This is a genomic window from Nocardiopsis sp. iso_186, assembly GCF_056173365.1.
The window spans coordinates 1,227,723-1,250,190 of sequence record NZ_CM149670.1 but is presented as its reverse complement, the minus strand read 5'-3'; the positions used below and the strand labels follow the sequence as shown (position 1 = coordinate 1,250,190).

18 protein-coding genes are annotated in these 22,468 nt (G+C 69.6%); 6 read left to right on the top strand and 12 right to left on the bottom strand.

The window, feature by feature from the left end; translation table 11 throughout:
* The first annotated feature begins 229 nt into the window (after positions 1 to 229).
* The gene (locus AC0VYP_RS05645) at positions 230 to 2,209 is read left to right on the top strand and encodes an acyl-CoA dehydrogenase family protein (RefSeq protein ID WP_475472871.1); all 1,980 of its coding nucleotides are present in this window, start codon (positions 230 to 232) and stop codon (positions 2,207 to 2,209) included.
* 101 nt (positions 2,210 to 2,310) lie between these two features.
* Here the strand turns inward: AC0VYP_RS05645 and AC0VYP_RS05640 are convergent, their stop codons facing one another.
* The 4 genes from AC0VYP_RS05640 to AC0VYP_RS05625 form a co-directional block, all read right to left on the bottom strand.
* Entirely contained in the window at positions 2,311 to 3,540 is a 1,230-nt protein-coding gene (locus AC0VYP_RS05640) for a kynureninase (RefSeq protein WP_475472869.1), read from the bottom strand.
* A gap of 37 nt (positions 3,541 to 3,577) precedes the next feature.
* Positions 3,578 to 4,432 (bottom strand): tryptophan 2,3-dioxygenase, encoded by an 855-nt coding sequence (locus tag AC0VYP_RS05635; protein WP_475472868.1) that lies wholly within the window; start codon positions 4,430 to 4,432, stop codon positions 3,578 to 3,580.
* Between the two features lie 81 nt (positions 4,433 to 4,513).
* A complete protein-coding gene (locus AC0VYP_RS05630) occupies positions 4,514 to 5,797 on the bottom strand; it encodes an MFS transporter (RefSeq protein WP_475472867.1) in 1,284 nt (427 codons plus the stop codon).
* Positions 5,798 to 5,859: 62 nt separating this feature from the next.
* Positions 5,860 to 7,299 (bottom strand): M20 family metallopeptidase, encoded by a 1,440-nt coding sequence (locus AC0VYP_RS05625; RefSeq protein WP_475472865.1) that lies wholly within the window; start codon positions 7,297 to 7,299, stop codon positions 5,860 to 5,862.
* Positions 7,300 to 7,431: 132 nt separating this feature from the next.
* Between AC0VYP_RS05625 and AC0VYP_RS05620 the strand changes: the two genes are divergently transcribed.
* The 3 genes from AC0VYP_RS05620 to AC0VYP_RS05610 all read left to right on the top strand — a co-directional run bounded on the left by AC0VYP_RS05620 (position 7,432) and on the right by AC0VYP_RS05610 (position 10,649).
* Positions 7,432 to 8,394 carry a LysR family transcriptional regulator gene (locus AC0VYP_RS05620; RefSeq protein WP_475472864.1) on the top strand — a complete coding sequence of 321 codons (963 nt, stop codon included), beginning with the start codon at positions 7,432 to 7,434 and terminating at the stop codon, positions 8,392 to 8,394.
* Positions 8,395 to 8,437: 43 nt separating this feature from the next.
* On the top strand, positions 8,438 to 9,547 hold the full coding sequence (locus AC0VYP_RS05615) for an alpha/beta hydrolase (protein ID WP_285759138.1): 1,110 nt from the start codon (positions 8,438 to 8,440) through the stop codon (positions 9,545 to 9,547).
* A gap of 325 nt (positions 9,548 to 9,872) precedes the next feature.
* The gene (locus tag AC0VYP_RS05610) at positions 9,873 to 10,649 is read left to right on the top strand and encodes a class I SAM-dependent methyltransferase (protein ID WP_475472862.1); all 777 of its coding nucleotides are present in this window, start codon (positions 9,873 to 9,875) and stop codon (positions 10,647 to 10,649) included.
* A gap of 60 nt (positions 10,650 to 10,709) precedes the next feature.
* Here the strand turns inward: AC0VYP_RS05610 and AC0VYP_RS05605 are convergent, their stop codons facing one another.
* Both AC0VYP_RS05605 and AC0VYP_RS05600 read right to left on the bottom strand, forming a co-directional pair.
* Positions 10,710 to 11,165, bottom strand: coding sequence for a hypothetical protein (locus tag AC0VYP_RS05605; protein WP_475472861.1), 456 nt, complete (start codon positions 11,163 to 11,165; stop codon positions 10,710 to 10,712).
* A 116-nt stretch (positions 11,166 to 11,281) separates the two neighbouring features.
* The gene (locus AC0VYP_RS05600) at positions 11,282 to 11,878 is read right to left on the bottom strand and encodes a hypothetical protein (RefSeq protein WP_475472859.1); all 597 of its coding nucleotides are present in this window, start codon (positions 11,876 to 11,878) and stop codon (positions 11,282 to 11,284) included.
* Positions 11,879 to 12,423: 545 nt separating this feature from the next.
* On the opposite strand from AC0VYP_RS05600, the gene AC0VYP_RS05595 reads away from it, so the two are divergent.
* A complete protein-coding gene (locus AC0VYP_RS05595; protein WP_432707465.1) occupies positions 12,424 to 12,693 on the top strand; it encodes a hypothetical protein in 270 nt (89 codons plus the stop codon).
* 126 nt (positions 12,694 to 12,819) lie between these two features.
* Here AC0VYP_RS05595 and AC0VYP_RS05590 read toward each other — a convergent pair whose 3' ends face one another.
* The 6 genes from AC0VYP_RS05590 to AC0VYP_RS05565 all read right to left on the bottom strand — a co-directional run bounded on the left by AC0VYP_RS05590 (position 12,820) and on the right by AC0VYP_RS05565 (position 20,624).
* Entirely contained in the window at positions 12,820 to 13,431 is a 612-nt protein-coding gene (locus tag AC0VYP_RS05590; protein WP_285759133.1) for a TetR/AcrR family transcriptional regulator, read from the bottom strand.
* Positions 13,432 to 13,517: 86 nt separating this feature from the next.
* A complete protein-coding gene (locus tag AC0VYP_RS05585; RefSeq protein WP_475472857.1) occupies positions 13,518 to 14,675 on the bottom strand; it encodes an acyl-CoA dehydrogenase family protein in 1,158 nt (385 codons plus the stop codon).
* Between the two features lie 48 nt (positions 14,676 to 14,723).
* Positions 14,724 to 16,697, bottom strand: coding sequence for an acetyl/propionyl/methylcrotonyl-CoA carboxylase subunit alpha (locus AC0VYP_RS05580; protein ID WP_475472855.1), 1,974 nt, complete (start codon positions 16,695 to 16,697; stop codon positions 14,724 to 14,726).
* Between the two features lie 20 nt (positions 16,698 to 16,717).
* Complete coding sequence (locus AC0VYP_RS05575; protein ID WP_475472853.1) at positions 16,718 to 18,313, bottom strand: acyl-CoA carboxylase subunit beta; 1,596 nt, start codon at positions 18,311 to 18,313, stop codon at positions 16,718 to 16,720.
* On the bottom strand, positions 18,310 to 20,025 hold the full coding sequence (locus AC0VYP_RS05570; protein WP_475472851.1) for an acyclic terpene utilization AtuA family protein: 1,716 nt from the start codon (positions 20,023 to 20,025) through the stop codon (positions 18,310 to 18,312). Before AC0VYP_RS05570 ends, AC0VYP_RS05575 begins: the two co-directional genes overlap by 4 nt.
* A 113-nt stretch (positions 20,026 to 20,138) precedes the next feature.
* Positions 20,139 to 20,624 carry an Lrp/AsnC family transcriptional regulator gene (locus AC0VYP_RS05565; RefSeq protein ID WP_475472849.1) on the bottom strand — a complete coding sequence of 162 codons (486 nt, stop codon included), beginning with the start codon at positions 20,622 to 20,624 and terminating at the stop codon, positions 20,139 to 20,141.
* An 803-nt stretch (positions 20,625 to 21,427) separates the two neighbouring features.
* Between AC0VYP_RS05565 and AC0VYP_RS05560 the strand changes: the two genes are divergently transcribed.
* Positions 21,428 to 22,465: a thiamine pyrophosphate-dependent enzyme gene (locus AC0VYP_RS05560; RefSeq protein WP_432707464.1), complete on the top strand. Its 1,038-nt coding sequence runs from the start codon at positions 21,428 to 21,430 to the stop codon at positions 22,463 to 22,465.
* The last annotated feature ends 3 nt before the right edge of the window (positions 22,466 to 22,468 follow it).

The window sequence follows — 22,468 nt, the reverse complement described above, 5'->3', positions numbered from 1 at the left end:
CCTGGATTGGAACCTGCTTTTTGCCTTTTCCACCGTTCTCCAGACACAAAGATGTCCTGACCGGAAGAACCACGGCAGCACAGGAGGTGGACCACACGGCCGTGGATGGCCACCCCCGGCCGTGGGGAGGGAAAGGGACCGTTGCGCACTTGCGCGGACCGGGCGTGTCGGGTTCGAGGCGGGTTGAGTAGAAGTGGTACGACGGGTGGGAAGAACGATCGGAGAGCACATGAGTGACCCCCGGGAATCGGGCGGGATCGATGGACAGGCGATGCGCAGGCTGCTGGACGGGCGCTGGGGGGCGATCCGCGATCGTGCCCGGGAGGTGCTGCGCGGTCCGGACTTCGCGCCCGTGTACGGGCTCGGAGTGGAGGAGCACCGCAGCAGGGTGACCGACCAGTTGCACGCGCTGGCGCGGACGGAGATCCCGACATACGGCTTCTCCTCGGCGCACGGCGGGGCCGACGACATCGGGGCGTCGGTGGTCGCCTTCGAGATGTTGGTGTGCGACATGTCGCTGATGGTGAAGGTCGGCGTGCAGTGGGGACTGTTCGGCGGCGCGATCCAGGCGCTGGGAACCGAGGCACACCACGCCGAGTACCTGCCCAAGGTGATGTCGGTCGAGGTGCCCGGCTGCTTCGCCATGACCGAGACCGGACACGGCTCGGACGTGCAGCGGCTGCGCACCACGGCCACTTACGATCCCGACACCGACGAGTTCGTGGTGCACACCCCTGACGAGGCGGCGCGCAAGGACTACATCGGCAACGCCGCCAGGGACGGCCGGGTGGCGGTGGTGTTCGCACAGCTCATCACGGACGGACAGGAGCATGGCGTGCACGCGCTGGTGGTTCCGGTGCGTGACGCCGCCGGCGAGGCGATGCCCGGTGTGCGCATCGAGGACTGCGGCACCAAGGCGGGACTGAACGGGGTGGACAACGGGCGTTTCTGGTTCGACCGGGTGCGGGTGCCGCGCACGTCGCTGCTCAACCGGTACGGGAACGTGGATTCCGACGGTGTCTATTCCAGTCCGGTGGAGAACCCCAACCGCCGGTTCTTCACGATGCTGGGCACCCTTATCAGGGGGCGTATCAGCGTGGCCGGAGGCGCGGGTACGGCGGCCAAGGCCGCACTGGCCATCGCGGTGCGCTACGGCGAGGCGCGCCGGCAGTTCGACCGGCCGGGCGGGGACGGTGAGGTGCGGCTGCTGGACTACCTGGCCCATCAGCGGCGACTGCTGCCGGCGCTGGCCACCAGTTACGCCCTGCACTTCGCGCAGGAGGAACTGGTGTCGGCGCTGCACGACGGGGCCCAAGGGCCTGCGCTGAGCGACCACGACCAGAGGGAGTTGGAGTCGCGCGCGGCCGGGCTGAAGGCGGTGTCAACCTGGCACGCCACGCACACCATTCAGACGTGCCGGGAGGCGTGCGGGGGTGCGGGATACCTCGCGGAGAATCGCATCCCCCAGCTCAAGGCCGACTCCGATGTCTTCACGACGTTCGAGGGCGACAACACGGTCCTGCTGCAACTGGTGGGCAAGAGCCTGCTCACCAACTACCGCGACGAGTTCGGCAGCCTGGACACGCTGGGCATGGCCAGGTTCGCGGCGGGCCAGTTCTTCGAGACGGTGATCGAGCGCACCGCCGCCCGGTCGCTGATCGAGCGTCTGGTCAGCGCGGCGCCGGGTCGGGGCGAGGAGGCCGATCTGCTGGATCGCGGTTGGCAGTGCAAGCTGCTGGAGGACCGTGAAGCCCATGTCCTGGAAGGGTTGGCCAAGCGGCTGCGACGCTCCTCGGCTCCGGGGGTGGACGCCTTCGACGTGTTCAACGACGCCCAGGACCACGTTTTGCTGGCCGGGCGGGCGCACGTGGACCGGATCGTGCTGGAGGCGTTCGTGGCCGGCATCGAACGCGCCGAGGACGAGGGGGTGCGCACGGTACTGAACCAGCTGTGCGATCTCTACGCACTCTCGGTGATCGAGGCCGATCGCGCCTGGTTCCTGGAGCACGAGCGTCTGACTCCCGCACGGGCCAAGGCGGTCACCGCGACCGTGAACGACCTGTGCAAGCGGCTGCGTCCGCACGCCCGGGACCTGGTCAACGCGTTCGGCCTGAACGACGAGTGGCTGGCAGCCCCCATCGCCCTGGGGGCGGAGGACGCCCGCCAGGAGGAGCAGCGCGGCGCGGGGGCCCCGGTCGCGGCCGGGTAGGCATCACGGGAGCGGGCACCATGGCGGGCGGCAGGGCAGTCAACCGTGAGGGTTTCGGTGTCCGCGCCCGCCGTACCGGGGCCGGCGGGCGCGGATGCCCCTCAGGCCCGGGCGAGCTCGTCGCGGATCGCCGCGACACCCGTCAGCACCTCGGTGAAGCTCGTGCTCAGCGGACTCAGGCCCAGCCGCAGGCCCTGGGGGCGGCGAAAGTCGGGGATGACCCCGCGTTCCCACAACCGCTCGGCCATGCCTTTGAAGGCCGGGTGGTCGATCGTGACGTGCCCACCGCGCCGCTCGGCGTCGGTGGGCGAACTGACCTCGACCCCGTAGGGGGTCAGCCACGCGTTGACGAGCCGGAGGGCGAACTCGGTGAGGGCGACGGACTTCGCACGGATCGCCGTCATACCCACCTCCTCGATGAGCGCGATCGTGCCCTGCATCGCGATCATCGCGGAGACCACGGGCGTTCCGCTGATCACTCGGCGGATGCCGTCCGCAGGCACATATCCCTGCCCCATTTCGAACGCCCGAGCGCTCCCCATCCACCCCCAGATGGGCTGGGCGAAATCGGGCAGGTACTCGGCCCGCACGTAGGCGAACGCCGGAGAACCCGGACCGCCGTTGAGGTACTTGTACGTGCAGCCCACCGCGAGATCCACGCCCCATGCGTCCAGGTCCACGGGCACCGAGCCCACCGAGTGGCACAGGTCCAGCAGGAGCAGTGCCCCGGACTCGTGCACCGCCTCGGTGACAGCGGGGGCGTCGAGGAGATAGCCGGAGCGATAGGCGACGTGGCTGAGCACGACGAGGGCGGTGAGCGGCCCCACCACGGCCCGGACCTCTTCGGGGGTCACACCACCTCGCGGGTCCGACTCGATCCACCGCAGGGTCAGGCCGAGCTCGGCTGCGACCCCCTCCAGGACGTAGCGGTCGGTGGGGAAGTTGTCGCGGTCGACGACGATCTCGGTGCGGCCGGGGCGCAGGGCCAGTCCTGCGCGGACCAGCTTGTACAGCAGGACCGTGGTGGAGTCGCCGACGACGGTCTGCCCGCCGGCCGCACCGAGGGCTGCGGCTGCAAGCCGGTCACCAATGGCGAGGGGAAGGTCGAACCATTGCTCGTCCCAGGCGCGGATGAGGCGGGAGCCCCACGTGTGGCTGACGAAGTCGGAGACCTCTGCGGCGCTCGCCTTGAGCGGGCGGCCCAGGGAGTTGCCGTCGAGGTAGGCGACCACGTCGGGGTCGTCAACCCCGACGAACAACTGGCGGTAGGAGGCGAGCGGGTCGGCCCGGTCGAGTTCGGCGGCGCGTGCGGTGAGGTCGCTGTCGGGCATCGTGCTCTCGTTTCTACCGGAGAAGCGGACGGGTGGGTCAGGCACCGATTTCGGTTCGGGCTTCCAACAGCTCGGGGAAGAAGGTGAGTTCCAGCGCGCGCTGGAGGAAACCGACTCCGCTGGAGCCCCCGGTCCCCCGCTTCATGCCGATGGTGCGCAGGACCGTGCGCATGTGCCGGAACCGCCACAATTGGAAGTTCTCTTCCAGGTTGACGAACTCCTCGAACGCCTCGTAGACCGCCCAGTTCTTCTCGGAGTCGGTGTAGACCGAGGTGATCAGCCCGATCAGCTCCGGGTTGCTGACATATGCCTTGGTGACGTCGCGTTCCAGTGCCGAGGCCGGGACCTCGTAGCCGCGCCGGTCCAGGCAGCGCCAGAAGGCATCGTAGAGGCTGGGTTCGCTCAAAAGCGCGGCGAGCAGCCGGTGGGCGTCGGGGTCGGACGCGAAAACCGCGAGCATGCCCTCGTTCTTGTTCCCGAGGACGAACTCCACGGCGCGGTACTGGTGGGACTGGAATCCCGAGGAGTTGCCGAGGAAGCCACGGAACTCGGAGTACTCGGTGGGGGTGAGCGTCGCCAGGACCGACCACTGCTCGGTCAGGGTCTTCTGGATGTGCTTGACCCGCGCGATGCACTTGAGGGCTTTGCTCATGTCGTCCGCGTCGAACGCCGCACGCGCGGCGAGAAGCTCGTGCAGGACGAGCTTGAGCCACAGTTCGGTCGTCTGGTGCTGGACGATGAACAGCATCTCGTCGTGGTGCTCGGGCCTGCTCACCGGGTTCTGCGCGCTGAGCAGCGTCTCCAGCTCCAGGTAGGAGCCGTAGCTCATTCGGGAGCTGAAGTCGGTGACGATCTCCTTCTCCAGGGATCTGGAATTCGCCTCTACCGTCATGGTGTCCTCGACCCTTCTCGTCGCTTCGGCCAACAGGCCACTGATCGTATTTTCCGTTACCTGTCCGGCGCTGCCCCGGGGCTACCGGATTCCGCGGAAGCGCACCGCGCCCAGCAGAGCGGCGATGCTCACGAACGAGACGGCGAAGAGGTAGTACCCCGGGGAGACCTGCTGGCCGGTCGCGGCGATCAGGGCAGCGGCGATGGTGGGGGTGAAACCGCCGAATATCGCCACGGTGGTGTTGTAGCTGAACGACAACCCGGTCGCCCGCGCCCCGACGGGAAAGGCGTCGGCCATCACCGAGGGCAGCGCCCCGAAGTACAGCGCTTTGAGCAGGCCGAGGAGAACCATCATGGCCGCCAGGGTCGCGAAGGAGGGCACCGCGATCAACCACATGAACAACGGGACGACGCTGACCCCGATCAGGACGGCGGAGGGAAGCATGATCCTCAGCCGCCCGAACCGGTCGGAGGCCCCTCCGACGATCGGGGTGACCACGGTGAGGATGGCCCCGGTGATGACCAGCGCCACATAGGACAGCGAAGGGGCGAGCCCCAACTCGCTGATTCCGAAGGTCGGCAGGTACTGGAGGATGAAGTTGAGCGCGGTCGAGACCACGAGCACCCCTCCCGCGATGAGCAGTCCGCCCCAGTGCTGCCGGAAGAGCTCGCGGACCGGGGACGCGTTCCCGGTGTCACGCCCGGCCACCGCCGGGGACTCGTGAACGTAGCGGCGGATGACGTAGCCGACGGGTCCGACGAGAAGTCCGAACACGAAGGGGACGCGCCACCCCCAGGAGGTCATGTCGGCGTCGGAGAGCACAGCGGTGAGCCCCGCGGCGAACCCGGCTGCGAGCAGGGTGGCGAGTCCCTGGCTGGCGAACTGGAAACTGCCGAGGAACCCGCGGCGTTCGCCGTTCTGCTCGACGAGGAGCGAAGTGGCCGCGCCGAACTCTCCGCCCGCGGCGAATCCCTGGATCAGGCGGGCGACGATGATGCCCAGGGGCGCGAGCACCCCGATCGATTCGTAGGTGGGCATGAAGGCGATCATGGCTGTGCCCACGACCATGAGCCTGATCGTCTGGACCAGGGCTTTCTTGCGCCCCTTCCGGTCGGCGTAGGAGCCCAGGAGCAGGCCGCCGAGCGGTCGGATCAGGTAGGACACCCCGAAGACGCCGAACGTCTGGACCAGTTCGACGCCGGGGTCGGCGGCGGGGAAGAAATTACGGCCGATGTAGATGGCGAACAGCGCGTAGATCGCGATGTCGAACCATTCCAGGGTGTTTCCGATGGTCGCCGCGACGATGACGCGCGCCGGACGCGGCCCCGTCCTGGCGGGGGGCACTGGGTGGGTGTGGGGCGGCACGGGACTCTCCCTGTCAACGGTCCGGGGTCCGTTGTCGGTCGGGCCGGGGCTGCGGCGTTGGTTCACGGTGCGGTGGGGGCGAGGTCGGAGGCGCCCGCGCGTCCGGCCGGGCGCGGCGGGCGCGTCGCGGGGTCGGCGGTTCCCAGGTCGTAAAACAGACCGGCTGCGATTTCGAGGCCCTGCCGCGCGACGTTGACGAGCAGGTGTTCGTCGGGGGCGTGTTGGAGACAGCCGGGGTAGGAGTGCGGCAGCCAGACCGTGGGCAGGCCGAGGATGTCGGTGAACACGTGGTTGGGCAGGGAACCGCCGATGGTGGGCAGTACCGCGACGGGCCCGTCAACAGTGCGTTCCAGCGACGCGATCGCCCAGCGCACCCACGGGTGGTCCGGCTCGGTCCGGCTCGCGGGGAAGGACTGGAGCACCCGCACCCCGACCATCGGATAGCCGTGGGAATCCAGGTGGGCACGCACGGCGTCGGCCGCTCCGTCCAGGTCGGTGCCGACCACGAAGCGCAGTTGCAGCACGGCGCGGGCCCTGCCCGGGATGGCGTTGACGGGGCTGGCGGCGTCGCCGGCCTCCAGGGCGAGGACCTCCAGCGTGTTCCAGGCGAACACCCGCTCCGCGTCGCTGAGGGAACGGTCGGCCCAGTCCTCGTTGACGGTCGGATCCCCGGGTGATCCGCCGATCCGCACCTCGTCGAGCATACGGCGGACCGTCTCCGAGGGGGCGCCGGGCAGCAGGGCCGGGCAGGTGATGACCCCGTGCCCGTCCACCAGGGTGGCGACGGCTCCGGTGACGGTGGTGGCGGCGTTGCGCAGCAGTCCGCCCCAGTTGCCCGAGTGGTAGGAGCCGGCACGCAGGTCGGCATCCAATTCGATGGTCACTCCGCCACGCGCGCCGAGGAAGAGGGTGGGGGTGTCCGCGCGCAGCCGGGGGCCGTCGGAGGCGATGAGCACGTCGGCGGCCAGCAGGTCCCGGTGCTGCCTGGCGAACTCGGCGAGACCGGGCGAACCGATCTCCTCACCGGTCTCCAACAGCACCGTGAGGTTGAAGCCGAGACTCCCCCGCTCGTCGAGCAGCAGCCGCAACGCCGCGAGATTGATCAGGTGCTGCCCCTTGTTGTCGGCGGTCCCTCTTCCGTACCAGCGGTCGCCCACCGCCGTGAGCGTCCAGGGGTCGCGCCCTTCGCTCCACCGGCCCTGCTGTCCGACGACGACGTCGGCGTGGCCGTAACAGAGGACAACGGGCAGCTCCCTGTCCTCGACCCGGGTGGCGACGAGGAAGGGGCCACCCGCCTCGTCGGGGTTGGCGAAGAGGCGCGTCTCGCATCCCAGGCCGTCGAGGATCGGCTCGATCGCCTCAGACAGGTATGCCTCCATGGCAACGCGCCGGTCACGATTCTGACTCTCGGTGGGATACGCCACCAAAGCGGAAAGCTCGGTGAAAAACCGACCGGAGTCAAAGTATTGCCTGGCCAAGTCGATAGCACTACCACGATCCATCTGCGCTTCCCCCGGCTGCTGTTAGAGTCGTCGCATGAGGCTAACGTCACTTCCGCGGCCAGCACCATTACCGTTTTCCGGTGTCGGCTTTGCTTATAAAGCAAAGCGAGTGTCAAGAGAGCGTTTGTTGCCGTGGAACGGACACCCGGTTCCCGCCTCGTGCGGAGGGAGCGCGCCGTGCTGCGGTTGATGCCCACCGCTCTCGTCTACTTCCATGAGGTGGCCCGCACCGGCTCCGTCACCGAGGCCGCCGCACGCCACCACATCGCGACCTCCGCCGTGAGCCGCCAGATCGCGAAACTGGAATCCGAGGTCGGCGCCTCCCTGTTCGACCGGCACACCCGCGGGATGACGCTCACCGATGCCGGGCACCGGCTGCTCGCGCACGTGCGCCGCACCGAGATCGAGACCTCGGCACTGCTGACCGAGATCCGCAGCATCGACACCACCGAATCGCGCACCGTCAGCGTGGCCTGCACGGAGGGGTTCTCCTACCGTGTGGTGCCGCAGGCGATGGCCGCCCTGCGCCGCGTGCACGAAACGGTGTCCTTCCGGCTGGACGTGGTGACCCGCGAGGAGGCGACCCGCCAGGTGGTGGAGGGGAGGTCCGACATCGCCGTCACCTATGCGATCGGGCAGCAGAACGACGTGCGGGTCGAGCACTCGGTCGTCGTTCCGCTGTTCGCGATGGTGCGCCCCGACCACCCGCTCGCGGGCCGCTCCTCCGTGGGCCTCGCCGAACTGTGCGAGCACCCGCTGGCGCTCTCCTCGGAGGGCACGAGCCAGCGGGAACTGTTCGACGCAGCGGTGCGGATGGAGCGGCTGACCATCCGCCCGGTCCTCGAATGCGGCAGGTTCGCCCCGATCTACGAGTTCGCCAAGGCCGGGGGCGGCGTGGCACTGGCCAGCTCGCTACGGGCGGAGACCGCCCCCTCGGAGGGCCTGGTCCACGTCCGGGTGAACCACCCGGTCTTCGAACAGCGTCGGGCCCAGGTCCAGACGATGGCGGGCCGGCACCAGAGCACCCGGGTCCTCGACCTCGTCACCATCCTGGTGTCGGGCATGGCCCCGCCCGACCCGCCCGCCGGCGGGTAAGCCGCTCCCCTTCCTCACCGACATGATGGGATGTGCCCCGACGATGAACGCACCGGCGCCCCACCTGACGATCGTCGCCGCGTCCGACGCGCTGACGCACGTCCGGACCGCGCAGGAGATCACCGCGCGTGCCCTGGAGGCCCGCGGCCTGAGTGGCGAACTGGTCGTCGCAGGCGACGCGAGCGAGATCCGGTCGGTGATCGCGAGCGCCGACGGTGAGGCGATCGTGGTGCCCGGCTCGGTGGACCCCGGCCCGGGAGGCTGGGGCTGGGCTGCCGAGGTACTGCGGGTGGATTTCGGCCAGTGCTCCCCCGACCGGTCCGCCGGGGTACGGGCACACATCCGCGGGCGCGGACTGGACGGCCTCGGCTTCGCGGTGGACAGCTGGTACCACCACCGGTTCTTTCCCGGCGAGGTCGTCGACTACGGCGACCACTGGGAACAACGCGCCGAACTGCGCCTGCCGAACGGCGTGGGCCCGTTCCCCGTGGCCGTGCTGGTGCACGGCGGGTACTGGCGTTCGCGCTGGGAGTACGACCTCATGGACGCCGCGGCCGTGGACCTGACCGCGCGCGGGTACGCCACGTGGAACGTCGAATACCGTCGGCCCGACGAGCACGGGTGGGCGGCGACGACCGATGACGTGGCCGCGGCGGTGGACACACTCGCCGACCTGGAACAGGCACCGCTGCTGGACCTGGACCGGGTGGCGGTCCTGGGGCATTCGGCCGGAGGGCAACTGGCGCTGCGGGCATGCGCCGACGCCGTTGCCGACGGGGAGATGCGGGTGTGCCCGACGGTGGCGGTGTCACTGGCCGGGGTACTCGACCTGCGGCTGGGCGACGAACGATGGCTGAGCGAAGGCGCGGTGTCGGCTGCCCTCGGCGGCCGCTACGGCGCGGCATCCGCGATCTACGAGGAGTCCTCCCCTGCGCACCGGCTTCCCCTGGGTCTGCGACAGGTCGTGGTGTGCTGCGTGGACGACGACCCGAACCTGCTGGAGACCAGCCGCGCCTACGTCCGGGACGCGATCGCCGCAACCGATCCGGTCACCGTCATCGAGGACACCGGCGGCCACTTCGCGGTGATCGACCCGACCGCTCCCGTCTGGGACCGCATCTGTACGGAACTCCGCCTGCACACCACCCGCTGACCCGACGATCGCGTCCCCGCGCCGGTCCAGCCCCCCGGCCGGGGAACGGACCGCCCGGTCCGCCGTCCAGCCGCCGTCCTCCTGTCCTGGCGTGAGCCGGTCGAGGCCGGCGCTGATTCCGGTCGCGTCCATCAGGCCGCGGAGCGGGCGGTGGGGACGGGGGGAAGTCGGACAGACGCCCGAGCCATGTCGGATCTGCGCTTGGCACGCATGGGACCGATGGCGTCCCGGGGACAGCGAACCGTCGTGAACGAATCGGGCACACCCCGGTGCCGCGGGGGCAAAAGTGGTTGGCTTCGCGCCCTCGTGCCGCGATGATGCGGTCATGTCGCGCACCTTCGAAGAACTTGTGGCCGAGGCCGACTCGGCCTGTCTGGACGGTTGGGACTTCTCCTGGTTGGAGGGGCGGGCCACCGAGGAGCGTCCTTCGTGGGGCTACCAGAGGTTGATGGGCGAGCACGTGCGGTCGGCGTCGCGTGCCCTGGACATCCAGACCGGCGGCGGGGAAGTCCTGGCCGGCGTCGAGCGGCTGCCGCCGGTGATGGTGGCCACGGAGTCCTGGCCGCCCAACGTCGCCAGGGCCGCCGCACGCCTGGGGCCGCGCGGCGTCGCCGTCGTCGCGGCGCGCGACGAACCTCCGTTGCCCTTCGGCGATGGAGTGTTCGACCTGGTCACCAGCCGGCACCCGGCAAGCGTGTGGTGGACGGAGATCGCCCGGGTGCTGACACCGGGCGGGACGTACTTCGCACAGCACGTGGGACCGGAGACGGTCTTCGCATTGACCGAGTTCTTCCTGGGACCGCTCACCGGGGAACCACGCCGCCGGCGCCACCCCGAGGAGGAGGCCGCGCAGGCCCGCGCGGCGGGGCTGGAGGTAGCAGACGTCCCGATGGAACGGCTGCGGATGGAGTTCTTCGACGTGGGCGCGGTCGTGTACTTCCTGCGCAAGGTGCTCTGGACGGTACCGGGCTTCACCGTCGAGCGGTACCGCGACCGCCTCCGGGACCTGCACGAACTGATCGTGGCCGAAGGCCCGTTCGTCGCGTACTCCTGCCGAACGCTCTTCGAGGCCCGCAAACCACTACGGGACCGGGAGCCCTGACTCAACCGGCCCGGGGTTCCCCGGCCTCTCCCCGGCAGCCTGACCGACCACGTCAGCGGGCTACCCCCTCCCGGTGAGGATGGGCCGGTGCGCACCGTCGCCGTCGGGGCACGTCCAGGAGGCGACGCCGTCCACCACTGCGGCCACCGCCGGGTGGCCGTGTCCGGGGCACGGCGGGACCGGGGCCCCGTGGGTGTGCTCCATGACGGTGTCCTGAAGCTGGTCGGCGAGGGTGACGACGGCCTCGGCCTCGGTCATGGCCTCGGTGAGTTCGACGCCGACCGCCGACCCGTCGGGGAACCCCACGACGACCGAGGCGTCGAGGTGGAGCGGGTCTTTCAAATCGGCGTCCCAGTTGACCGCCAGTCGTGACGTGAACCCCGGGCTTCCCTCGAAGGTCGGGGCGGGACCGCCGAAGGGCGGTTCCGCGACCGTGAGCGTGCAGCCGGGGGGTGGGGCGAGCTGCCCCAGGATGTCCTCGGCCCAACGGCGAACAGAAGTGGCGGTCGCATCCATTGCTTACTTCCCGGCCTTGACGTTGGACGCCCAGGTGATCGAGCCGGTACCGGTCGTGCCGCCGACCCTCACCCGAAATGTCATGTAATCCTGAAACTGTACGACATCACCGCTCTTCACCGGCTTGAGCGTGCCATGGAAATGGCAGTTCTTGCCCACCAGATGCGGCGCGCCTTTCGGCATCCTCGTACCGTTCTTCCACCAGCTGACCCCCTCTCGTTCACCTGCCCGGCAATGATTTCACGCACCTTCGTGGAGATTTCATACCCCCAGTTGATGACGTTGCTCCGACAGTTGAACCGAGCGTTGAGCGTGCCGTTTCCGTCTGACCATTTCGAATTCTTGTCGCATTTCATCAAGAAAGGACCCTTTTTCTTTCCGGCCAGGGTCTGCGCCTGAGGAGCCGCGCCACCTCCCTCCGCAAGCGGAGCGGCACCAACGCTCGACTCGGCGAGGAGTGCATCGATCTGTTCCTGCTCGGCAGCGGTAAGCTCCGGAAGCGAACCGTCCGTTTCGGGTTCGAGGGTGATACGCAGGGTTGACCGGACACCGTCGTTGACGGAAGTGACGGTGTAGGCCCCCTGGTTGGCCGGATCGGTTTCCGCGGAAGCCGTACCGAACAGAAACGAGGACAGCAGAACGAGGACGACAAGACAGGAAAATCCGATTTTCCCTTTTTCCACTTGTTTTCTTTTCCCGGGCGAATACGTCACACCATTCATATCCCAAATGCCATCACGACAGGCCGCTTGGCCGCGTCCAGATACGCCCCCCGAAGGAAAAAATCCAGGAGCCACAAAAAATTAATCGCTCGAATGGCGCACGAAAATGGTGGCCGGAATCGGCCGATTGCAGTGTCGGCGGCACCGAACCGAACTACCGTCGCCACACTGCGATCGCAAGGCAAGGGGGCCGGGCGGCCGAGCGCGGCATGCGCGACGGTACCGGCGTCGTCCCGGTCGAAACCGACGGCGGTCCCGGCGACTTGCCGGCGACCGACTCCAACGACGCCCTACTCTGTGAACCGGTGCGACAGGGAGAGCTTGACCACCGTTGACACCGAGAGGGCTCGCCGGGGCTGGTCGGAGTTCTCGGGTGAACCGCCCCGGGACGTGCTTGCCCCTCGTCTATCGACGGCGCCGACTCCTAATTTCCAGATAAGCCCTACCTTTACAAGGTAGATTTTCTGAAAGCCGCCTACCGGCCGGGGACGGACGGCCCCGATGTTTCGCCCCCCGAGGGCTCGGCGCATCCGGGAATGGACCACGCCCCACCCGTTGACTACGGTTTCCCCATGGGCGCGGAGAAGATGGTGGTGCTGGCGCAGGACGTGGCCGACGACGACCCGATGGCCGGGCTGGCGTCACTGGCACAGCTGCGCGCGGAGGTCGAGCAGGCGGAGGCGGTGCTGGTTCGCCGGGCGCGCGTGAACGGCGCCACCTGGGCGCAGATCGCATCGGCCCTGGGAGTGTCCAAGCAGGCCGCCCACAAGAAGTACTGCGGACGGCGCCTGTTCGGCGGCTCGTGACCAGCGCGCGTCGGCTCCGGGAGACCCGCCGCCGCGACCGGGCAGCCGGGCGCGTCTTTGAGAAGGCCGCACAGCACGACGGCACGCGGCACCGGTGCGGCCCCCACTCTCGCGCCCGCACCGGCATCACGTCCGGGCCAGGACCCCGTCGAGGGTCCTGGCCCACTGTTCGATGATGCGGGTGCGCCGGACCCGGTCGTCGGTGAGCAGGTCGGCGAGGCCCAGGCCGCGGGCCAGGTCGAGGGTGGCCTGCACCGACTCGCGCACCCCCGGCTGCGACTCGTCGGCGCCCAGTAGGTCGAGGGCGTTGCGGTGCGCCTCACGCCCCACGTCCTCCTCCAAGGGGAGCACGTGGGCACGCAGGGCCGGGTCGTTGGCCGCCGCGGCCCACAGCTGGACCGCCGCCGCGAACTCACGCCCGGTGTAGGACTCCACCAGCATCCGCACGACCGCCTCCGTGCGGCCGGGACCGTGCGGCAGTGCCGCGGCGCGGCGGGTCAGCTCCTCGGTTCGGCGCCCGTTGATGTGGCGCACGGCGGCGGTGAACAACGCCTCCCTGGTGGGGAAGTGGTGCTGGACCGCCCCCCGGGACACACCTGCCAGCGCGGCGACCCTCCCCACCGTGCTGGCGCTCCACCCGACATCGGCCAGGCATTCCAGTGCGGCCTCCAACAGCCGGTGCCGGGTTGCGCGGCTGCGCTCCTGGCGCGGTTCGCGCCCGGTGGCGGCGTCCGTCATCTGCCTCTCCGTCCCTGGCGTTCGGTGTCGTGGCGGCACGCGTCGGGCGTTGCGGATGGGGTCTTGCGCGGTGGAACCGGCTGTGCTCAGTAGGACCGGGGAAGGTCCAAGGAGTGCTGGGCGACGAAGTTGAGAACCATCTCCCGGCTGACCGGGGCGATCCGGGCCAAGCGCGACGTCGCGATGGCCGCCCCGAGACCGTACTCGCTGGCCAGGCCGTTGCCCCCAAGGGTCTGCACCGCCTGGTTGACCGCACGTACCGCCACCTCACCGGCAGCGTACTTGGCCATGTTCGCGGCCTCACCGGCCGCGTCGTCGTCCCCTCCGTCGTAGCAGGCCGCGGCCTTCTGGGTCATCAGTCGAGCGAGTTCCAGTTCGATCTTGATCTGGGCGAGAGGATGGGAAAGCCCCTGATGGGCGCCGATGGGCACTCCCCAGACCCGGCGCTGGCGCGCGTAGGAGACGGCCCGTTGCAAGGCGTCACGGGCCGTTCCCGTTGCCAGGGCGGCGGCCATGATGCGCTCGGGGTTGAGGCCGGCGAAAAGCTGGCGCAGGCCGTTTCCGGGATCGCCCACAAGCGCGTCGGCGGGCAGTCGTACGTCGTCCAGGAAGAGGGCGAACTGGTGGTCGGGGCTGACCAGATCCATCTCGATGCGGCGCGCCTCGAATCCCGGGACATCGGTGGGAACCAGGAACAGTGCGGGTTTGAGCTGCCCGGTCCGGGCGTCCTCGGTGCGGGCCACGACGAGCACCGCCTCGGCGACGTTGACACCGGAGATGTAGGTTTTCCGGCCGGTCAGCAGCCAGTCGTCGCCGTCGCGGCGGGCGGTGGTGGTGATGGTGTGGGAGTTGGATCCGGCGTCGGGCTCGGTGATGGCGAAGGCCAGGATCGTCTCGCCGGAGGCGATCGCGGGCACCCAACGCCTCTGTTGCTCGGAGGTGCCGAAACGCGCCAGCACGGTTCCGCAGATCGCCGGGGAGACCACCATCATGAGCGTGGGGCAGCCGGCTGCGCTCAGCTCCTCCAGTACCGCCGCGAGGTCGGCGATCCCTCCCCCGCCGCCTCCGTGCTCCTCGGGCAGGTTGACGCCGAGGTAGCCCAACCGGCCCGCCGCCTGCCACAGGTCGGTGAGGTACTCCCCGGCCCTGGCGCGGGACTGGAAGTAGGCGGTCCCGTAGTCGGCCGCGAAGGCGGCGACGGCCTCGCGAAGGGCGACGCGTTCAGCGGGTTCGGTGAAGGCCATGGTCGGCTCCTTGGGCTCCGGTGACGTGAAACGGGCGGTGGCCGCGGGTCAAGGGCGGGGGTCAACGACTGCGAGGACGGCTCCGGCCTCCACCTGGGCGCCGGGTCCGACCTCCAGCACGCTGACGACCCCGGCGACGGGGGCGGTGACGCGGTGCTCCATCTTCATGGCCTCCATCCACAGCAGCGGCTGGCCGAACTCGACCGTGTCGCCGGCTGCGACGACCACCCGGCGCACGGTGCCGGGCATGGGGGCGAGCAGGGTGCCCGGGTCGAGGCGGGCCGCGGGGTCGGGGAAGCGATCGAGGGGGACCAGGCGGACGGCTCCGAGCCCGGAGTTGACGCAGGTCAGATCCTGGTAGGCCGTGACATCGAAGGCGCGACGCACTCCGTCCTCGATCAGGACCACGCGACGGGGGGACGCTTCGGCAAGGATGATTCCGGGGTGGTTCTCGACACGAAGGCCGGCACGGGTGTGTCGGTAACGGACCTCGATATCGGTACCGGTGGTGTCGCGGTAGCCCTTGACCTGCGGTTGTGACGGCAGGTTGCGCCAGCCGGAGGGCACGTCGGCCCAGATCTCGGCGCGCTCGCGGTTCGCCTCTGCGTCGGCCAGCGCGGCGGCCAACGCCGACAGCCGGGTCGCGGCGGCGTCGGCGAGCGGTCGGGCGAGGTCGGCCAGGACCGGTCCGTCGAGAAATCCGGTGTGCAGTTCGGCGTCGGTGAACTCCTGCGAGGTCAGGATCCGCACCAGGAGATCGCGGTTGGTGGTGACGCCGTGCAGCCGGGTGCGGCGCAGGGTCGCGGCGAGTCGGCGTATCGCCTCACCTCGGTCGGGTGCCCAGGCGATCACCTTTGCCAGCATGGGGTCGTAGGAGGTTGTGATCTGCGCGCCGCCGCGCACTCCGGCGTCGAGGCGGACGCCGGGTTCGGGGAGCGGGGCGAACTCCGCGCGCACGCCGGGGACGTCCAGGGCGAACAGGGCCCCCGGGGAGGGCCGCCAGCCGGCAGCGGGGTCCTCGGCGTAGAGCCGCGCCTCCACCGCATGGCCGCGCAGGGCAGGGGCGTCGGCGGGCAGGCGTGCGCCTTCGGCCACGCGCACCTGCCAGGCGACGAGGTCCAGCCCGGTGACGCACTCGGTGACGGGATGCTCCACCTGGAGCCGGGTGTTCATTTCCAGGATCCAGAAGGCGCCGTCCGGTTCGACCAGGAACTCCACGGTTCCCGCGCCGACGTAGCCCACCGAGCGGGCCGTTCGCGTGGCCGCTGCGGCGAGGTCGGTGCGCAGCCGGTCGTGCAGACCGGGTGCGGGGGTCTCCTCGATGATCTTCTGGTGGCGACGCTGGACGGAGCAGTCGCGTTCGCCCAGTGTCCACACGGTGCCGTGGGTGTCGGCGAGAACCTGGACCTCGACGTGACGGCCGTGGCGGACATAGCGTTCGCAGAACACAGCGGGATCGCCGAAGGCAGCTGCGGCCTCCGCGCCCGCCGATGCCACGGCCCGTTCCAGCCCGGCGAGTTCGGTGACCACGCGGATACCGCGCCCGCCCCCGCCGGCGGACGCCTTGACCAGTACGGGGAGCAGTTCTTCGGTGACCTCGTGGGGGTCGTGGCGCCGTAGGACGGGCAGGCCCTCTTCGGCGAGGAGCCGCTTGGCCTCGATCTTGGCGCCCATGCGGCTGATCGCCTCGGGTGAAGGCCCGATCCAGGTCACCCCGGCAGCGAGGACGTCGGCGGCGAAGGCCGCGCTCTCGGAGAGGAAACCGTAGCCGGGGTGCAGGGCGTCGGCGCCGGTGGCGCGGGCTGCGGCGACGAGCAGGTCCGCACGCAGGTAGGTGTCGGCGGGGGCCGTGCCGGGGAGGCGCACGGCCAGATCGGCCTCGTCAACGTGCGGGGCGGTGGCGTCTGCGTCGGAGTAGACCGCGACGGTGGTGATGCCGAGGTCGCGGCAGGTGCGGATGACACGTCGGGCGATCTCGCCGCGGTTGGCCACGAGCAGGGTCTCGATACGGGTCGTGGGCACGGTGCTCTCCATCAACGGGGTCACATCCGAAAGACGCCGAAGCCGTCGGCTCCGCGGACCGGGGCGTTGTGCACAGCGGACAGGCACAGGCCGAGCACGGTACGGGTGTCGCGGGGGTCGATGACTCCGTCGTCGTAGAGCCGGCCGGACAGGAAGGCCGGCAGGGATTCCGATTCCACCTGGGCCTCGACCATGGCGCGCATGGCCGCGTCGGCATCGTCGTCATAGGGGTTCCCCTTGGCCAGCGCGGACCGGCGGGCCACGATGGACAGCACTCCGGCCAACTGGGCCGGCCCCATGACAGCGGACTTGGCGCTGGGCCAGGCGAAGAGGAAGCGGGGGTCGTAGGCGCGCCCGCACATGCCGTAGTGGCCGGCGCCGTAGGAGGCGCCCATCAGGACCGACAGGTGCGGGACCCCGCTGTTCGCGACGGCGTTGATCATCATTGCGCCGTGCTTGATGATGCCGCCGCGCTCGTATTCGCGGCCCACCATGTAGCCGGTGGTGTTGTGCAGGAAGATCAGTGGGGTGTCGGCGGCGTTGGCGAGCTGGACGAACTGGGCGGCCTTCTGCGCCTCGGCGCTGAAGAGAACGCCCTGGGCGTTGGCGAGGATGCCGACGGGGTAGCCGTGCAGGCGGGCCCACCCCGTGACCAGGCTCGCACCGTAGAGCGGCTTGACCTCGTCGAAGTCGGAGTCGTCCACGACACGGGCGATCACCTCGCGCGGGTCGAAGGGGACCTTGAGGTCACCGGGGACCACGCCGAGCAGCTCCTCGGGGTCGGCGCGCGGCGGGTGGACGGGCCGCCGCGGGCGGTCAGGCGTGCGTTTACCGAGTCGGGCGACGATGCGCCGGGCGACACGGATGGCGTCGGGTTCGTCCGCGGCGAGATGGTCGGCCAGTCCCGACTCGCGGGCGTGCATACGCGCCCCGCCCAGGGACTCGTCGTCGCTGTCTTCCCCGGTGGCCATCTTGACCAGGGGCGGACCGCCCAGAAAGACCGTGGAGCGCCGGTCAACGAGTACGACGTGGTCGCTCATCCCCGGTACGTAGGCACCGCCGGCGGTGGAGTTGCCGAAGACGACGGCGATGGTGGGGATCTTGTCGGCGGAGAGGCGGGTGAGGTCGCGGAACAGGCGTCCGCCCGGAATGAAGATCTCTTTCTGGCTGGGCAGGTCCGCACCGCCGGACTCCACCAGGTTGATCAGGGGCAGCCGGTTCTGGGCGGCGATGTCCATGGCCCGGAAGGTCTTCTTGACGGTCCAGGGGTTGCTGGAGCCGCCCCGAACGGTCGGGTCGCTGGCCACGATGACGCACTCGACCCCCTCGACCACGCCGACCCCGGTGACCACGCTGGCGCCGACCGGATAGTCGCTTCCCCATGCGGCCAGCGGCGACAGTTCCAGGAAGGGCGAGTCGGGGTCGAGGAGGAGTTCGATCCGTTCGCGGGCGGTGAGCTTGCCGCGTCCGCGGTGGCGGCGCACGTACTTCTCCCCGCCCCCGGCCAGTGCTTTGGCGTGCTCGGTGTCGAGTGCGGCGAGTTTGTCCAGCATGGCGGTGCGGTTGGCCGCGTAGTCGCCGCTAGTGGGGTCGAGGGTCGAGCGCAGGACGGTCACCGGGCGAGCTCCTCAGGGACGTCAACGTGGCGGGCGCGCAGCCACTCGCCCAGGCCCTTTGCCTGTGGGTCGAAACGGGCCCGGGCGGCTGCGCCTTCGCCGAGCAGGTCGTCAACCACGAAGGCGAGCGCGTGCAGACGGGGGAAGAGGTGCCGACGGATCGGCAGTTCGGCCGTCTCGGGCAGCAGTTCGCGCAGCCGCTGGACGGTGAGGGTGTGTGCCAACCAGGGCCAGGCCCGTTCGTGTCGGGCCCAGACCCCGAGGGTGGCGGAGCCGCCCTTGTCCCCGCTGCGGGCGCCGGTGAGACGGCCCAGCGGAACGGATCGGGTGGCGGAAGAAGAGGGCCGGTAGGGCGGTGGCGTGGGTTGGGGGAGCTCGGCGAGAGGGCGGGTCTCCCGGGGCCCGGCGATGGGGACACGCTCGCCGTCGGCCAGCACCACAACCTGTTCCACGAGCTCGGAGGCGAGATAGCCGGCGTGGTAGACGCCGTAGGGTGCGGCGTCGGCCGGAGGGGCGAGGACGTGGAAGCCCGGATAGGAGGCGAGCGCCAACTCGACGGCTGCGGCTGTGAACGGGCGCCCCACCGCTGCGCGTTCGGGGTCCTTGGCCTCGCAGTGCAGCAGCGCGCTGGCCTGCTGTTCGGTGGCCGCGTCGGGCTGGTCGGTACGGGCCAGGGTCCAGCGGAGTTCGGCTGGGGCGTCGGCGCCCAGCGCGGTCTCCAACTGTTCGCGCACGAGTGCGGCCTTGGCGGGGATCTCCAGGCCGGTGAGCACGAAGACGGCTTCGTTGCGCCAGCCGCCGATGCGGTTGAGACAGACCTTGGTGTCAGGGGGCGGGGCCTCGCCGCGGACGGGGTGGACGCGGACCCGGTCGGGCCCCTGCTGGGCGAGCTCGACGGTGTCGAAGCGGGCGGTGACGTCGGGGCCTGCGTAGCGGGGCCCCTGGATCTCGTAGAGCAGTTGGGCGGTGACGGTACCGGTGGTGACCGCCCCGCCGGTGCAGGGGTGTTTGGTGATGACGGAGGAACCGTCGGCGTGGACCTCGGCGATGGGAAAACCCGGATGCCGGAGGTCGCGGTCGGGGCCGAGGTCGGTGAAGAGGGCGTAGTTGCCGCCGGTGGCCTGGGCGCCGCACTCGATGATGTGTCCGGCCACGACCGCGCCGGCGAGGGCGTCGTAGTCGGTGCGCCGCCAGCCGAAGTGGGCCGCGGCGGGTCCCACGACGAGTGAGGCGTCGGTGACGCGGCCGGTGACGACGATGTCGGCCCCGGTGTCGAGTGCGTGGGCGATGCCCCAGGCGCCCAGGTAGGCGTTGGCGGTGAGGGGCCGGCCGAACCCGAGTTCCACGGCCCGGGGCAGTAGGTCGTCGCCCTCGACGTGGGCGATCCGCGGCTGCAATCCCAGGCGGGCTGCGATGGCGCGTAGTTCGGCGGCCAGCCCGCCGGGATTGAGTCCGCCGGCGTTGGTGACGATGGTGACCCCCCGCTCCAGGGCGAGGCCCATGCAGTCCTCCATCTGGCGGACGAAGGTGCGCGCGTACCCGCGCGCGGGGTCTTTGCGACGGTCCCTGCCGAGGATGAGCATGGTGAGTTCGGCCAGGTAATCACCGGTGAGCACGTCGAGTTCGCCATCGGTGAGCATCTCGTGCACGGCGTCGATGCGGTCGCCGTAGAACCCTGAGGCGTTGCCGATGCGGAGTGGCGTGCCGGTCATGGGCACGAGGGTGACACGGCGCGTCCGACAAAACAAGCATGCGTGCCGGTTTTTATCGCGGACCGCCCGGAGCGCCGGAACTTCGGACGGCGACCGCCGCCGGCGGGCTCGGACTACTCCGGGGGCCGGACCACCGGGCGGTGGACGACCTCGTCGATGACCGTCAGGGTCTGGGTGGCCGTCACACCGGGGAGCGCCTGGAGCCGGGTGAGAATGAGGTCGCGGAGCTGATGGGTGTCGGCGACCCGGACGAGCAGCGCGATATCGGCGGAACCGACCACGTACCAGCAGTACTCGACCTCCGGGTAGGACGAGAGCACCTCCCGGTTGGCGCGCCAGTCGGGCTGACTGCCCGAGATCAGCACCAGGGCGGTGACGCCCAGACCCATCTTCACGTGGTCGGTGACCACCGAGTATCCGCGGATCACCCCGTCGTCGGTGAGCCGTTTGATCCGGTTGTAGGCCGTGGCCCGGGAGACGTTCGCCATGGCGGCGACCTCGGTGATGCCGGTCCGGGCGTCATCGGCGAGCGCGCCGATGATGGTGGTGTCGGTGGCGTCGGGAAGCCGCCCCGGACGTTGCTGCTCGCCGTTGGCCATGTCCGCGCTCCAAGCCGCTAGATGTCTCGTAATGAAATATCAGAATTATTGATGCTGCGTCTATTTGCTTCTCAATTGCCGAGACGAAAAATCATTATGAAGCGCTTTCCCGACAAAAACAGGGCACACCGCCGACGCGCCCGCACACAACCGTTCCACCACTCTCCCGAATCGGAAAGTGACGCACCGTACTCATTCTTTCGGCGGGCATCCGGATTTTCTGCCCCGCCCGCGATCAGCCCCGACGGGAGTCAACCACCCTTGGCGGCCGACTCCCGCCATGGCCTGGCCCGACAGAACCATGCCCCCTCCGAGCGCACGGGGCGACAGCGGCACCGCAGACCCGATCGGCAGCTCCCGAAAAGGCCGACCTTTTTTCTTTACACTCGCGAAACAGAGGCATCCCCCTCGTTCAACCCACCACAGTTCCAGCAATTTTTATTCACCCTCACGCCAGCGGGGGGCGATTTTCGGCGCACCCTTTATTCGTCACACGGATCCGCCCGCCGCCTGTCGGTCGAATCGAACTGGCAGCATTTTCCTCCCGGCGACCGACCCCCTCCCCATCCCCCTCTGCACCCCCGATCTCGACGGTTGGCCAAGGGGTGAGCAGAGTGTTGCGTTTAGCCGCCAGCACTCCCCAATATTTTAGACATTTAAGAACGAAAATCAGCAGATAGGAACTTTACGTATCGACTCCTGGTCGCAATCTAGCGAAAGTGTCAACTCTTCCGCACACTGATGCATACCGGCAACGCCGGACCAGAGCTCGTCTCGCCCCGGTCACGAGGGAGTCGCCCGACATGCACGCCGAGAAGACCGCGCAGGGCATCGAAACCGGTGCGGGAACGCTGGCACCCGAAACGTTGCGCACGCTCTATCGCCACATGCTCGCCGCACGGATGCTGGACGGCGAAGCGATCGCCCTCCAGCGCCAGGGTGTATTCCCCGCCTACGTATCGCTGCACGGGCAGGAAGCCGCGCAGGTCGGCAGCGCCGCAGCCCTGGACCCCGAACACGATTTCGCCTTCCCCACCTATCGCGAGCTGGCCGTGGCCGTCACGATGGGCGTGGACCTGGTCGGCTATCTGGCCAGCCACCGTGCCCTGTGGCACGGCGGGCTCTACGACCCGATCGCCTCGCGGTTCTCCTGCCTCAACGCCGTCGTGGGCGGCCCCGTCCCCCACGCGGTGGGCTGGGCGCTGGGCGAACGGCTGCGCGGCGGCCCCGGTTGCGCGATCGCCTACTTCGGTGACGGCGCCAGCTCCGAGGGCGACGTCCACGAGGCGATGAACTTCGCGGGGGTCTTCGGCTCCCCGGTGGTCTTCTTCTGCCAGAACAACCAGTGGGCACTGTCGGTGCCCAACTCCGCCCAGGTGGCCGGCGGCTCCATAGCGGCGCGCGGTGCCGGATACGGGATGCCCGGGGTCACCGTGGACGGCCAGGACGTGGTCGCGGTGTTCGAGGCGACCCGGGCAGCGCTGGAACGCGCCCGCGCCGGTGGCGGTCCCACCGTGATCGAGGCGCTGACCTACCGGGTCAATCCGCACTCCACCTCCGATGACGCCGGTCGCTATCGCGATCCGGCCGAGGAACTGCGCTGGCGCGAACGCGATCCGCTGCTCCTGATGCGACGCGCCCTGGAACGGGACAAACACGCCAACGCCGACTTCTTCACCGATGTGGAGGACCGGGTGCGCGCGGAGTGCGTGCGCGTCCGCGACGAGGTGAGCGTACTGCCGCCCCCCGATGGCTCGGACATGTTCGCCCACGTCTACCGCGAGCCCACCGAGGAGCTGCGCCGCCAGCACCGGGTCTGGCGCGACGAGGTCGAGCAATGACCC

Excerpts from the sequence above, each read along its gene's own strand:
- AC0VYP_RS05645 (WP_475472871.1), top strand. The coding sequence starts at position 230 with ATGAGTGACCCCCGGGAATCGGGCGGGATCGATGGACAGGCGATGCGC.
- AC0VYP_RS05610 (WP_475472862.1), top strand. The coding sequence starts at position 9,873 with ATGTCGCGCACCTTCGAAGAACTTGTGGCCGAGGCCGACTCGGCCTGT.
- AC0VYP_RS05590 (WP_285759133.1), bottom strand. The coding sequence starts at position 13,431 with ATGACGGACGCCGCCACCGGGCGCGAACCGCGCCAGGAGCGCAGCCGC.
- AC0VYP_RS05585 (WP_475472857.1), bottom strand. The coding sequence starts at position 14,675 with ATGGCCTTCACCGAACCCGCTGAACGCGTCGCCCTTCGCGAGGCCGTC.
- AC0VYP_RS05565 (WP_475472849.1), bottom strand. The coding sequence starts at position 20,624 with ATGGCCAACGGCGAGCAGCAACGTCCGGGGCGGCTTCCCGACGCCACC.
- AC0VYP_RS05560 (WP_432707464.1), top strand. The coding sequence starts at position 21,428 with ATGCACGCCGAGAAGACCGCGCAGGGCATCGAAACCGGTGCGGGAACG.
- AC0VYP_RS05595 (WP_432707465.1), top strand. The coding sequence starts at position 12,424 with ATGGACCACGCCCCACCCGTTGACTACGGTTTCCCCATGGGCGCGGAG.
- AC0VYP_RS05635 (WP_475472868.1), bottom strand. The coding sequence starts at position 4,432 with ATGACGGTAGAGGCGAATTCCAGATCCCTGGAGAAGGAGATCGTCACC.
- AC0VYP_RS05625 (WP_475472865.1), bottom strand. The coding sequence starts at position 7,299 with ATGGATCGTGGTAGTGCTATCGACTTGGCCAGGCAATACTTTGACTCC.
- AC0VYP_RS05570 (WP_475472851.1), bottom strand. The coding sequence starts at position 20,025 with ATGACCGGCACGCCACTCCGCATCGGCAACGCCTCAGGGTTCTACGGC.
- AC0VYP_RS05640 (WP_475472869.1), bottom strand. The coding sequence starts at position 3,540 with ATGCCCGACAGCGACCTCACCGCACGCGCCGCCGAACTCGACCGGGCC.
- AC0VYP_RS05605 (WP_475472861.1), bottom strand. The coding sequence starts at position 11,165 with ATGGATGCGACCGCCACTTCTGTTCGCCGTTGGGCCGAGGACATCCTG.
- AC0VYP_RS05615 (WP_285759138.1), top strand. The coding sequence starts at position 8,438 with ATGAACGCACCGGCGCCCCACCTGACGATCGTCGCCGCGTCCGACGCG.